Source organism: Sphingomonas sp., from assembly GCF_965248875.1.
GTDB lineage: Bacteria > Pseudomonadota > Alphaproteobacteria > Sphingomonadales > Sphingomonadaceae > Sphingomonas.
In genome coordinates this window covers 257,498-270,225 of record NZ_CBDFKR010000011.1, presented here as the reverse complement: position 1 = coordinate 270,225, position 12,728 = coordinate 257,498, and the positions used below count along the sequence as shown (strand labels likewise).

Annotated in this window: 8 protein-coding genes; 3 read left to right on the top strand and 5 right to left on the bottom strand. The window is 67.6% G+C overall.

What is annotated here, in order from left to right; translation table 11 throughout:
* Positions 1-5: 5 nt before the first annotated feature.
* On the bottom strand, positions 6-818 hold the full coding sequence (locus ACP2AD_RS08195; RefSeq protein WP_425229585.1) for an OmpA family protein: 813 nt from the start codon (positions 816-818) through the stop codon (positions 6-8).
* Positions 819-1,038: 220 nt separating this feature from the next.
* On the opposite strand from ACP2AD_RS08195, the gene ACP2AD_RS08190 reads away from it, so the two are divergent.
* From ACP2AD_RS08190 to tagH, 3 genes are read left to right on the top strand one after another with little or no spacing between them, the layout of a single operon-like run.
* Complete coding sequence (locus tag ACP2AD_RS08190; RefSeq protein WP_425229584.1) at positions 1,039-3,060, top strand: type VI secretion system Vgr family protein; 2,022 nt, start codon at positions 1,039-1,041, stop codon at positions 3,058-3,060.
* Positions 3,061-3,088: 28 nt separating this feature from the next.
* Entirely contained in the window at positions 3,089-3,691 is a 603-nt protein-coding gene (locus ACP2AD_RS08185; protein ID WP_425229583.1) for a DUF6931 family protein, read from the top strand.
* Positions 3,688-5,541 (top strand): type VI secretion system-associated FHA domain protein TagH, encoded by a 1,854-nt coding sequence (gene tagH, locus ACP2AD_RS08180; protein WP_425229582.1) that lies wholly within the window; start codon positions 3,688-3,690, stop codon positions 5,539-5,541. Before ACP2AD_RS08185 ends, tagH begins: the two co-directional genes overlap by 4 nt.
* A gap of 120 nt (positions 5,542-5,661) precedes the next feature.
* On the opposite strand, the gene ACP2AD_RS08175 is transcribed toward tagH, so the two are convergent.
* The 4 genes from ACP2AD_RS08175 to tssM are packed head-to-tail and all read right to left on the bottom strand — an operon-like array spanning position 5,662 to position 12,728.
* Positions 5,662-7,896: a protein kinase domain-containing protein gene (locus ACP2AD_RS08175; RefSeq protein ID WP_425229581.1), complete on the bottom strand. Its 2,235-nt coding sequence runs from the start codon at positions 7,894-7,896 to the stop codon at positions 5,662-5,664.
* On the bottom strand, positions 7,893-8,651 hold the full coding sequence (locus ACP2AD_RS08170; protein WP_425229580.1) for a PP2C family protein-serine/threonine phosphatase: 759 nt from the start codon (positions 8,649-8,651) through the stop codon (positions 7,893-7,895). Before ACP2AD_RS08170 ends, ACP2AD_RS08175 begins: the two co-directional genes overlap by 4 nt.
* A 5-nt stretch (positions 8,652-8,656) precedes the next feature.
* A complete protein-coding gene (tagF, locus tag ACP2AD_RS08165) occupies positions 8,657-9,199 on the bottom strand; it encodes a type VI secretion system-associated protein TagF (protein ID WP_425229579.1) in 543 nt (180 codons plus the stop codon).
* Positions 9,200-9,209: 10 nt separating this feature from the next.
* Positions 9,210-12,728 carry a type VI secretion system membrane subunit TssM gene (gene tssM, locus ACP2AD_RS08160; RefSeq protein ID WP_425229578.1) on the bottom strand — a complete coding sequence of 1,173 codons (3,519 nt, stop codon included), beginning with the start codon at positions 12,726-12,728 and terminating at the stop codon, positions 9,210-9,212.

Sequence of the window (12,728 nt, the reverse complement as noted above, 5' to 3'; positions counted from 1 at the left end):
TCACGCTACGAGAGCAGCACGGCCTCGACGCGCCGGTTCGCCTCGGCGGATGCCGGATGACCGGGCAGCGGTTGGTCGGGGCCGACCCCGCGAACCTCGACCCGAGTACGATCGACGCCCTGTGCGATCAGGAAATCGGCTACGGTCTGCGCGCGGCGGCGCGACAGGTCGATGTTCGCCGTCCGCGACCCGCCGGCATCGGTGTGCCCCTCGATCAGGAAACGCTTTGGCCGAAGCTCGTCCATCATCAACGCCTGCGCGAAAGTGCGCGCACGGGCCTCCCCCGCCGGAGTCATGTGGTCGGAGTTCAGCTCAAAGGTCAGCATCAGGTCCGCCCGCGCCTGGCCGACGGCCGGAGCAGGGCGCGCACGCGTCGTGGCAACGTAACGGCCGCCCGACGAACGAGGGCCGCGCGCCGCCGGCGAGGTCGCCGCCGCAGTGGAGGCGGCCGACGCAACGGGAACGGCGCGCGCGATCTGGAAACCGCGCACCGGCCCGGCGGGGCGGCTGGTCGCCGCCGCCGTGGTCGCCGCCGGCTGCCCGCTCGCGATACGGAAGCCGCGGGTCTCCGGCATCGGATGGGTGGGCGCGGCAGCCGGCGCCTGATTCGCAGCGGCGATGCGGAAGCCCTTGGTTTCTGGCATGGCGCGAGTCGGCTCCTGCTCCGGCTGGGCGGCAGCCGTGCCGCATTGCCCGCCAAAGGTGCACAGATAGCCGGCCATATCGCTGCCGGCGGGCTGCGCCGTCTGCTGCTGCGCCAGCGCCGACGTCGAAGTGAGCAATCCGGCGAGTCCCATCGCCACCAAACCGTACCGCATATGAACCCCCGTTCACGCTATGGAGCTGAAAAGTCTAAGGTCGCGGCCCATACCGCAAACCCCATTCGCTGACAAGCGACGCTCCGGACGAGGCACCGTACAGCATGGCGAAGGGTTTGGCGCGAGCCCCGCCATGCGATAGTGTCGCAATTCCGTCGACATTCGCGTCGCGGGCGCGCGCCTGCTGGGGCAGACACGGCGCGCAAGAGGGGAACCGGGCATGGCCGCAGTCAACGATACGCGCCAGGTACAGATGAGCGTCGATCTGGGCGGCGAGCAGGTGCACATCGAACGCGCCCGCTACAAGGACACGCTGGGCCACCCCTTCACGCTACAGGTCGACATCATCGCCTCGCTCGGTGAGATCGACCTGCTACCCCATCTCGGCAAGCCCATCGCCGTCCATCTCCACGAAGATGACGAGCTGATGCGGCACTTCCACGGCGTTATTGTCGGCGGCGAGTTCCGCAACGAAACCGGCGTCGGCTTCCATTACCGGCTGGAGGCGCGGCCCTTCACCTATTTCCTCGACCAGAATCGCGACATGGCGATCTTCGAGGATAAGACCGTGCCGCAGATCATCCAGGCGGTGTTCGGGGCCGCAGGCATCTCCGATTTCCGGCTCGACCTGCAGGGCAGCTACCGGACTTGGCCCTACCGGACGCAATATCGCGAGAGCGACCTAACCTTCATCACCAGGCTGATGGAGGAATCGGGCATCTACTATTACTGGGAACACAAGGCCGACAAGCATGTGATGGTGCTGTGCGACTCACCAAGCGCGCACCATGCCGGCACCCCTGGTTCGCTGGAATACACCACCACGGCGGGGGCGATCCACCGCGCCGGATCGTCGCAGCGGGGAGGGCACAGGCACTTCCTGGAGAGCTGGGTCGAAAGTGTCGGGACCGGCGGCGAACAGAAGGTCACGGTCCGCGGCTTCACGCTGCGCAAACCCGAACGCCCGCTGGAAACCAGCGCCGAGGGGCCAAAGCAGCATCCGCATGACGACCGGGAAGTCTACGACTTCGCGGTGCGCGGGTTTCCAGAGGCGGGTAAGCAGGTGGCGACGCTCCGCCAGAGCCGGCAGGTTTATTCGGGGCGGTCGCAGGCCACCAATCTCGCGACCGGAAAGAAGGTGACGGTCACCCATCATCCGGCCGGCCGGCTCAACCAGGACTATCTTATCACCAGCACGGAGCATGTGCTCCAGTCCGAGCAATATCACGCGCACCAGAACACGCTGCGCGACGATGAGGAGGATGTTACCCACGTCACCATCTCGGCGATCCCGGCCGACCGGCCATTCCATCTCAGGCAAAGGACGCCACGCCCGCTGGTAGAAGGGCTCGAGAGCGCCATCGTCACTGGCCCCGACGGCGAGGAAATCTACACCGACGAGCTTGGCCGGGTGAAGATCCGCTTTCACTGGGACCGGTCCGGCCGGCCCGGAGAGCGGGCCAGTTACTGGGTGCGGGTCGCGCAGTTCGGGGGGTTAGGCAACATCATCCTGCCCCGCGTGGGTCAGGAGGTGATGGTCGATTTCATGAACGGCAACCCCGACTATCCGATCGTCATCGGCTGGGTGTTCAACAATGCGCAGATGCCGTCCTATCCGCTGCCCGACAACAAGACGATCGCGACCTGGCGGACGAAAAGCTATCCCGGCGGCAAGTCGACCAAGTTCCCCGATGCGACGATCCTGGACACCGGCTCTCCTGGCGCCAACGAGCTCCGGTTCGAGGACAAGTCCGGCAAGGAGGAGGTGTTCCTCCACGCCGAGAAGGACATGAACCTGCGGTCGCGCAACGATCAGACGAACTTCATCGGTCGAGACCAACATGAGGAGGTCAATCACGACCGCAGCGCGAAGGTTGGCCGCGACGAGACGATGGAGGTCAAGCGCAACCAGAAGCTGACCATCCATGACGGTAATCAGACCGAAGAGCTGGAAAAAGGTAACCGCACCGTCACCATCGACCAGGGTAACGACACGCTCGACGTGAAGATGGGCAATATCAGCATCAAGGCTGACCTCGGCTCGATCACGATCGAGGCGGCTCAGTCGATCACGCTGAAATGCGGCGGCAGCTCGATCACGCTGAACCCGATAGGGATCGAAATCAAAGCGACGATGGCGACGGTCGAGGGGCAGGCCATGCTCCAGACCAAGGGCGCGATCATCCAGCAGGAAGCGCAGGCCCTGCATATCGTCAAGGGCGGCATAGTGATGATAAATTGACGATTTAGGTGCCATCGCGCCATCGACGATGTCGACCGCACTGCATAAGGTTAACGACGCTATGGAGTGGAACCAGGTACGCTGGACAGAGGCGCACCAGATCGCGTCGGCGATGGGCGCCGATGACGACGCATTGCCAGCTGACGGCGTCACGCCGGAACAGCATTTTCGGGCGATGCGCGAACAACTGGATCGCGGCGGCGCCGTCCGCTTTTTGGGCCATGCGCTACCGCGGCTGGAGGCGTTGGCCTGGGCCGCGCGCGTGCTGGAAAGCGAGGCCCATGGGCGCGAGTTGAAGCGCGCCGATCGCCAGGCGCTCGACTTCTCGCTGCGCTGGCTGGGCGATCCGAGCGATCAATGCCGTCGCGCAGCCAAGGACGCCGCCGACGCGGCGGGCGACAAAAGCCCGGAACGACTGCTGGCTTACGGCGTGTTCTTCTCGGGTGGATCGATCGCCCCGCCCGACCTGGCGCCTATCCCGCCACAACCGCAGCTCGCCGGCCAATTCGCCGCCAGCGCGATCGAGGTCGCGGCCTATCGCGCCGCCGATGCCTCGGCGGCGTTCGACCGCGCGCTCGATCTCGGCGAACGTGTCGCCGCCGACGGCTTGCCGGCGCTGGAGACCGCATGAGCCTGACCCTGACGGTCCGCAATCTCGACCGGCTCGATAACGGCATGCCGGCCGAATTCGTGCTCAACCGCCGCGGCGCGATGATCGGCCGCGCGGCGACATGCGAGTGGAGCCTGCCCGACCCGCGCGCCTATATCTCGTCGCGCCACGCCGAGCTCAGCTTCCGCGAAGGCTTTTACTACTACGACGACATCAGCACGAACGGCACCTTTCTGAACGGCGGCGGCGAGCGGATGCAGAAGGGACAGCCGCGCCGGATCGAAAATGGCGACCTGTTCCTGATCGGCCAATATGAGGTGGTCGCCTCGCTGTCGGGCGAGGCGGTGGTCGCGGTCGAACGGCACGAACAGCATGCAGCCGAAGAGGCGCAGCGACAGGCCGGATGGAGCTGGGATCAGAGCGGCGGACAGGCGGCCGCCCCGCCCCCTTCCCAGCCGAACGGCGGCTGGGGCGGCGGACCGCCAGCGGTCGATGGCAATGGCTGGGGCGGCGGCGGACAGCCCGGCGGCCATTACCAAGGCGAACCGAACCAGGACTGGGGGCCGGCGCCGGCGAGTGGCGGCAACGAGAACTGGGGCGCTCCGGCCGGTAATGCGAACAGCGGCTGGGGCGCACCTCCGGCAAACGGCGCAAATAGCGGGTGGAACGCGCCGCCGGCCGAGCCGGGCTGGGCGCCGCCCGCCAACGTCTCGCTAAGCGCGCCAACGCCCTATGCGCAACGTGGCGGCGGCGGTGGCGCGCCGATGCCCATGCCCGGCGGACCGCCGGTCGGCAACGACGCCTGGGTGCCGAACGCGACCGGCCCGATCGAACGCGCGCCATCACCGTGGGACCCGGCACAGACGCCTGTCGCGCAGGCGTCCACCTGGTCGAGTGTAGCCGACGACCGCCCCGCTGCCGCGACCCCGAATGATCTTTGGGGGTCGATGGAGAGCAGCAACGTCGTCGACTGGGCGCGCGCCGACTTCGGGCAGAAGATCAAGGAGAATGACGATCCGCTCGGGCTGAACCGTCCTGCCCCCGGCGCCTCGCTGCCGGAGCAGGCGCCGCCTGTTCCTGGGCAAGGTGCGCCGGCTGACGGCGGCTGGGGCGGCGGACCGCAAGGTCCGACACCGGGTCCGGCTGGCCAGGGCGACTGGGGTCCGGGGCCGGCGCAGCCGGATCGATCCTCCGAAGGTGGCGCCTGGGCCGGTGCAGCGCCTTCCGCCCCTCCGCAGCCGCCACCCGTCGCCGCCCCCGCCCCCGCCGCGATGAGCGAGGCGCAGATGGCGACGATCGTCGCGGGCTTCGCCGCCGCCGCGGGTGTCCGTCCCGATCAACTCAGGCAGCTGTCACCGGCGACGCTGGAGCGCGCCGGCCAGGTACTGCGGCGGCTGGTCTCCGGGCTCGTCGTGATGGTCGAGGCCCGCGCCCGCGCCAAGTCGCAGATGGGGGCCGAGCAAACCGGGCTGGAGTTCGACGGCAACAACCCGATCAAGTTCGCCCGCGCGCCGGAGCAGGCGTTGGCGCAGTTGCTCAATCCGCCCGAGCGCGGGTTCATGCCCGCCGAGAAGGCGATCGAGGATGCGTTCTTCGACCTTCAGTCGCATCAGATGGCGACGCTCAAGGCGATGCAGGGCGCATTGCGGGCGACGCTCGACCGCTTCTCGCCCGATGCGATCAAGAAGCGCGCCGAGAGCGGCGGCTTCCTCAGCCGCCTGCTGCCGGGCGGCCGCGAAGCCACGCTGTGGCACACCTATGAGAAGGAGTTCTCCGGCGTCGCACGGGGCTCCGACGAGGCGTTCATGGACGTCTTCGCGAAGGAGTTCCGTGATGCTTATAACGAACAGAGCCGCAACCGGCGGCGGTGACGTACCGGTGTAGATAAGCGAAGCCGCGTCGTGACGCTGGACAGGAACGCTGTGCCTCCGATCCCGCTTATGCGTACCGTATCAAGCCTCGGTGCTGGCGCTACTTATATGTGCTGCGGGTTACTCCCGGACCTCGTCCACCGTCTTGTACCACACCATATCCGACTGCCACCCGTTCGCCGCCGCGGTGGAGACGAAGCGGTTGAGCCAGTCGGGACCGCGCGCGCCGATCGGCGGGGCGACGATCGCCTGCGGAAACGGACCCTTGCCGGTCAGCAACAGGATCCCCGACCAGCCCTGGTGATCGACGTCGAGCTGCAGCCGGTAACGATTGCCGCCCAATTTGGTGATCGGCACGCCGTTGGTGGACGGGATCGCTTCAAAGGCGCGGCGGCTCGCAATCTCCTGGCTGATGACCCCTGACGGCTCCAGACCGATGATCGAGAAATCGGTCGCCGCGTCGCCCGGATTGATGTTGATGACGCTGTTAGCCGCGATTTTGCCCGCATAAGCCTGGCCGGCGGCCTGCATACGCATTTCGAATTTATGCTGCGGCACCGAGATGCGCTGGCTGTCGGGCGCGCGAATCTGGCGATAGGCGTCGAGCGCCGCACAGCCCGACTGCGTGATCGGCGAAACAGCCTCGAAGTCGATATCGGCGTTGGGGATGTGCTGGCCGGTCAGTGCGCGGCTGATCTCATTTTGCGCGGCCGACGGGTTACCCGCGACGCCGGTCAGCGCCACCGCAATCCGGCTCCCCACCTTCTCGACCTTGACGATTTCCAGCCACGTGCAGGACACCGACGGCAACGTCGAGTCGAGCGTCGAGCGCGCCAGCACGACCGGATCCGAAGACGCAGTCACGATGCCGCCCGGCCCCTGACCGATAATGCCGTGCCCGCGGCCGAGCACCAGGAAGCCGATCACCGCAATCAGCGCGAGCAGCCCAATGCCTGCCCCGATCAGCAACCCTGTTTTCGGTCCTGCCGGCGGCGCGACCAGCGCGATCTTGGGCTCCAGCTCGGCCAGCACCTCGTCCATCGAGCGCAGCCGGTCCGCCGGGTTGGGCGCGAGCATCCGTTCGAGCACCGGTTGAATCTCGTACGGCGCCGCGGACAGGTCAGGCCCGGCGCGACGCTTGTCCACGGCGTCGACCAAGCTGCCGCCCATCTGAACGTTCCGGCCCAGCGCGACGGCAAGGATGACCAGCGCCAGGCTGTAGACATCGGTCCACGGCCCGATCTCACGCCCGAAATCGCCCAGCTGCTCGGGCGCGACATAGTTGAGCTTGCCCGCAAAGCCGTCGCCCACGATCGTCTTCGATCCCGGGTCGAGGTCCTTGGCGATGCCGAAGTCGATCACCTTGGCGCGGCCAAGCTCGCCATTTTCCAGAATGACGTTGTCTGGCGCAATATCGCGATGAATCGCGCCCAGTTGATGCGCCACCCGCAGTCCGGAGGCAAGACGGCGCAGCAGCAGCGCCAGATCAGCGGCGGTCGGCTGTTCCTTGCCGAGCGAATCGGCGAGGTTCACGCCGTCCACATATTCGGTGACGATGTATAGGACGCCGAGCTGCGGCTCCTGCGCCAGCACACGATAATTGACCAGCGCCTCATGATTAAGACGCGTCAGCGTGCGCGCTTCCCGGCGGAACATTCCGATCACGTTGGGATCGGCGGCCAGCTGGGGCAGCATGACCTTGATCGCGACACGCTCGTCGGTGTTGACGTTGATGCCCTCGAACACCTCGCCCATGCCGCCACGCGCGATGAAGCGCCGAACCTCGAAGATGTGGTTGAGGACATCGCCAACCTTGATCCCCTCACCGACTTCGCGAGGCGCGAACTGCGTGGAGAAGCCGCCCAGCGTCGGGTGATAGGAGGTCGACATGCCCGGACCCTGCTGCCCCGGACCCGGACCCTGACCCTGCCCCTGGGGAGGCTGCTGCGGCGGATAGGGCGAGCCGGGCGGGAGTCCATAGCCTGGAAAGTTCGATCGCTCGCCCTGACCGGGAGTCTGACCCGGATAGCCCTGACCGGCGAAACCCTGACCCGTGTAATTCTGTCCCGGGCGGCCGGGGCCGGAATAGCCTTGCCCCGGATGGCCCGGTTCGGTTGGCGGCGCCCAATTGCCGGGCTGCTGGCCCTCGGCGGGCGGCGATGCCCAGCCGCCCTGATCAGGGTGCGGCTGCCCGGCCGGCGGCGTCCAGCCGCCTTGATCGGGATGCTGTTGCGCTTGCTCCTGCCCAGGCGCGGTCCAGCCGCCGGGGCCGGCAGCGCCCGGAAAGGGCTGGAAAACGGTACGCGGCTCTGCCGAGGGCGGCGGGCCGGATGCGTTGTCGTCGTCGTCGCTCATGGCGCCACCAGGTGAACGGGTTGATTGATCCGGAGCAGCGTCGTCTCCGGCACCCCGACTGTGATCACCGTCACATTGTCCGGCGCGCCGCGATCCAGCGTCAGCTTGACCAGCCGCTGCACCCGGGTGTCGGCGTCGGGTTCGGTCAGGATATTCTCGATCTCGCCATCCTCTACCCGCGCCATCAATCCATCGGAACATAGCAGAAAAGTGTCACCCGATTCGATTTCGTCGGCGATGACATCGACTTCCACCGTCTCGCGCACGCCCATCGCACGGGCGAGAATGTGGCTCATCGGATGCCCTTCCGCATCCTGCGCCGTCAGCAGACCGCGGTCGACCATCTCCTGGACCTGCGTATGATCGTGGCTGAGCCGGATCAGCTGGCGGTCCCGGAGCAGATAGGCGCGGCTGTCGCCGACCCACAATATTGCAAACCGGCCGCTGCGGATGAACAGCGACACGGCGGTCGAGCCCATCTGCAGCCCGCGGCTCTGCGCTTCGGCGAAGATGATGGCGTTGGCGCGGTGCAGCGCCTCGGCGATGGCGACGCTGGCCTGATCGAAATCATCGGGTAAGACGACCCCGCGGAAGGTGTCGGCGATCGCCGCCGACGCCCATTCACCGTTTTCATGGCCGCCCATGCCGTCCGCGACGAGGAACAGCCCCTCCTCGGCGCGCACGCAGAACGCATCCTCGTTGTTGGTACGCACCCGGCCCTCATGCGACAGGGCGGCGTGCTCAAGCCGGGTCATGCCGTTCATGCGTCCTCGCGACCCCCCGCGTGCGCCGCGGGTGTCAGGACCGCGGTCATCAGGCCGGCCGGGCGCGCGCCCAGCAGGTAGCTCTCGTTAAACCGCTCGGCCCCCAGCGTCCACCAGCCTTCGCCGCCCTCCCATGCCGCGTCCGGCGCGGGGTGGAGCAGGCCCGCGGCCGCGTAGAGGCGATCGGCGTCCCAGCCAGCCTCGAGCGCCTCGTACAACAGGCTCTCGATCAGGTCCGTCGCCTGATCGACCTGATTATCGGCGAGCGCATCCAGTGCGAGGAGGATCGGGTAGCGCCGCCCGACGCTATCGACCGACAGCGCCATTGCGCCCGCGGTCCATCCTGGCGCTCCACTCCAGGCGAAGCGCCACGGCGGCGCCTCCTCGTAAAGCTCGTCAAACGCGCCGCCGTGCGCCGCCCGCCCTTCGGCAAGCGACTGCGCCAGCCAGAAATCGAGCGCGTCGCGGGTGTCGGGAGCGATCCCGCGCGACACGAAATCGCCATGCGCAGGCAGTTTGCCGAACAGCAGCGCGGTCACGGCCGCGCGGTCAAAGCTTGAGCGGGCAGCGGAACGACCATACCCCGCCGCGGCTGAAGGGGTTCTGTTCCGACGGCAGCTTGACGAGAAACGTGACCGCGCGGCTCCCCTCGCCGAAGGTGACCTTGAACGCCGTCGGGCCGGCATTCTCCTTCGACGTCGCCTTGTCCATCAGCCGGAACAGCGCCCAGGGGCCCTCGGTCGCGAAACGGCGCAGTTCCGCGCCCGGCGCACCGCCAGTTCCCGGCGCGTACAGCACGACATCGGCGGCCGGCGTGCCGCTGTTGGCGCTCCACTGCAGCGGCTTTTCGGCCATGTCTGTTTTGGAGAAATGATAGGTCGTGCCGCCGCTGGCGAACTCGACCGAGTCGACATCGCTGCCAAACGAAGCGACCGAGATCTTGAGCGGGAGCCCGCCCGCCAGCAGATCTCGAATCTGCGCCGCCTTGCTGAACTGTTCGGGCGTCTGCGGGTCGAACGTGGCGGCGACGGGGTCGTCCGCCTTCCACCGCCACACCGGGCCGGCGGTGTCCATCCGCGGCGCCAGCGCCCGCTGGAACCCGTCTAGCGTGCCGCCCATGCCGAAGGTGCTGAGGACCCTAGGTACCTCCGCATCCTGCAGGGCGGCGCCGAAAAAAGGGTAACGGTCCTGGGCCACCTCCCTGCAGACCGGAGCGACACTGGCGAGATAGCCCTCGTTGTTCGCCGTGCTGGTGGTGGAGATCTGTTGCGCAGCACCTCCTCTCGCGGCGGCGGCGACGAAGCCCTGTAGCTGCGGCGGCGCGACCGCACCGGCGGTGGAAACCTGCGCGGTCGCGGTCGACATCGCCGCCTGGGTTGCGGCGCCGTCGGCCCCCGGCGCCCCGTTTGCCGCCGCCAGCATCGCCGCGCCCGCCGACTTGATCGCCGCCACGAAGTCGTCGATCGGCGCCGGGTCGTTAGCGTTGCCGACATAGTCATGGACCGGCTTGAAATAGTTCGTGATCTCGTCGCCTGCCGACAGGCCGCTGGCGCGGCCCGTCTGCGCATCATGAATGACCCGCCCGAGGCGCGTGGACCCGATCCGCCGCTGCGCCATCATCGTTGCCGCCCCGCCGACGCCGCCGCCGAAGATCGTGTTCTTCCTGAGCTCCAGCAGCACGCGCTTCAGCGGTGACGGCATCTTGACGAACGCGCCATAGGCCGCGGACAGCGTCCGGACTCCGCTCTGGTCCTGCAGGTGGAGATAGTCGGCGGGCTGCAGCGCCTTGATCACCGCCTCCCACGCCGCGATGTAATCGCGCGCGTAGAGCCCGGCGACGCCGGGGCGGACGTTCTGCATCTCCTGCTGCACGCCCTCGGTCCGCGCGTCGCCGCCCAGCACCCACAGGTCGCGTTGCAGATCCTGCTGCACCGTCGCCAGTCCCAGCGTATAACTTTTCTCGAACCCGTCGCGGGTGAAGAAGAACGGGACCTGCACCGCCATGACGGCATTCGGATTGGAGAAAGCAAGCGCGTCGCCCTGGCTCAAGATGTTCGCCATCTCCCAGGCAGGGCCGGCGGTCGCCGCCTTCTGCTTCATCACCGCATAGGCGCGCTCGGCGAGGCTGAGCGTCCCGATCGCGGCGCGCGCGCTCGCGATCTGCGGGCCGTTCAGGGGCGCATGCCGATTCTCCCACGCAGCGGGCAGATCCGGATCGTCGAGCAGCGCGTCGAGGTGTCGCGCCAGCTGCGTCCGCTCCGCCTGCGAGTCGGACCCCGGAAAGACCTCGGTCGCCCAGTCGGCGGTGATGAATGCCCGCACCGACGCCTTGTCCATCGGACCCTGCGAGCCGAGCATCAGATAGACTTTGAGCGGCTCGTAAAGCTTGATCGCGTCGCCCGCGTTGGCGGCCATATATTGTTCAAGCCGCAACAGCAGCCGCGGCAGCATCACGCGCCGCAGCGCCGAGCGGTACGTTCCCTGCGCCGTGCCGCTCAGCCCCGATTGATAGAGGCCCAGCCGCATCATCAACGGCGGACCGCTCGCCTGCGTCTCCGCGTATCCGCGCGGCAGATCGCGCAGGGCGTTGAGCGCAGGCAGCGCCGCACGCAGGTCAGCATCGCCATCGCGAACTTCCTTCAGGTCGACGCCCGATTCGTGCAGCGAAGCCTGCGCAGCGGTGGTCTGGGTCAGCAGGTCGTTCTGAAACGATCGGTTGTGTGCGTAGCTGACACCCCAGCCCGCAAAGACGAGGACGCAGAACAGCGCGATTGCCGTCATGGCCCCGATCAGCTGCCCGCGCTGCCGCGCGCGCGCTTTCGGGTCCATCGTCACCAGCCCCGCTTCGGGGAACATCACCTCCGTCAGCAGGCGGTTGAGGAAATAGGCGCGCCCCTGCGTGCCGCCGCCCTCGCCGCGTTGCATATGATGCGGGCGGTCGTAAACGTCGGCCATACCGGACATGATCCGGTCGAGCGGCGTTCCCTCCTGCACGCCCGAGGTCAGGTAGAAGCCGCGCAGCATCCCGCCCGGCTCGTCGCCCGACACAAAGGCGCCGTCGACGAACCGCATCAACCGCGAGCGCAGCGACTGGAGCTGCGCCGGAAAGCCCAGCAGCAGCGAACGCCGCGCAGCATCCACCTCATCGAACAGGCGCTTGGCCTGACGGTCGCTTACCGCCTGCGCCATCTCGTCGAACGCGCGCGCCAGCGCCTCGCCGGTCGGCTTGCCCGCCGAGAAGGGCAGCGTGGCGCCGAGCACGGAGCGGCGGCCCTCGACGTCCAGGTCGTCATAATATTCGGTGAAACCGGCCAGCAGGTCCGACTTGGTCAGCATCACATAGACGGGCGCCGCGACCTCCAGCGTGCGGCGTAGTTCCACCAGGCGGCGGCGCACGGCGCGGGCGTGCGCGTCGATCTTCGCGCAATCGGAGCGGATCAGCTCGTCGACGCCGATCGCGACGATGATGCCGTTGATGGGCTGCAGCGGCCGGTTTTTCTTGAGCAGCTGAAGGAAGCTGGTCCACCCCTTCGCGTCCACCGCCGCGTCTGAATCCTGCGTCGTGTAGCGCCCGGCGGTGTCGACCATCGCCGCCTCGTCGGCAAACCAGAAATCGAGGTTGCGGGTGCCGCCGACGCCTTTCAGCGCCTGGTCGCCGATCGGGAAGCGCAACCCGGAATTGAGCAGCGCCGTTGTCTTGCCCGCGCCGGGCGGCCCGATGATGACGTACCACGGCTTGGTGTAGAGATAATCACGTTTCCGGTTCGCCGAAGAACGCAACGTCGCCATCGCCTCGCCCATCCGCTTGGCGAGCGCCGTGGATTCGGCATCCGACGCGCTGGGCTGCGCCAGCTCGGCGGCGATCGCGTCCGACGCCTTGCGCGCCTTGCGCACGCGCAGGAACGCTAACAGTCCCCAGATCGCGGCCACCACGAGAACGCAGGTGATCCGCACCCAAAGCGGGCGCAGGAAGGCGACGAACAGCGGCAGGCCCCACGCCAGGATCGCCGCGACGATGATCGCGCCGAGCACGGTCAGGAACCACCAGCTCCCGAAAAACTTCTTCAT

What these genes read in the sequence shown, in the direction of transcription:
- ACP2AD_RS08190 (WP_425229584.1), top strand. Translation starts at nt 1,039, where the DNA reads ATGGCCGCAGTCAACGATACGCGCCAGGTACAGATGAGCGTCGATCTG.
- ACP2AD_RS08195 (WP_425229585.1), bottom strand. Translation starts at nt 818, where the DNA reads ATGCGGTACGGTTTGGTGGCGATGGGACTCGCCGGATTGCTCACTTCG.
- ACP2AD_RS08175 (WP_425229581.1), bottom strand. Translation starts at nt 7,896, where the DNA reads ATGAGCGACGACGACGACAACGCATCCGGCCCGCCGCCCTCGGCAGAG.
- tagH (WP_425229582.1), top strand. Translation starts at nt 3,688, where the DNA reads ATGAGCCTGACCCTGACGGTCCGCAATCTCGACCGGCTCGATAACGGC.
- ACP2AD_RS08170 (WP_425229580.1), bottom strand. Translation starts at nt 8,651, where the DNA reads ATGACCCGGCTTGAGCACGCCGCCCTGTCGCATGAGGGCCGGGTGCGT.
- tssM (WP_425229578.1), bottom strand. Translation starts at nt 12,728, where the DNA reads ATGAAGAAGTTTTTCGGGAGCTGGTGGTTCCTGACCGTGCTCGGCGCG.
- ACP2AD_RS08185 (WP_425229583.1), top strand. Translation starts at nt 3,089, where the DNA reads ATGTCGACCGCACTGCATAAGGTTAACGACGCTATGGAGTGGAACCAG.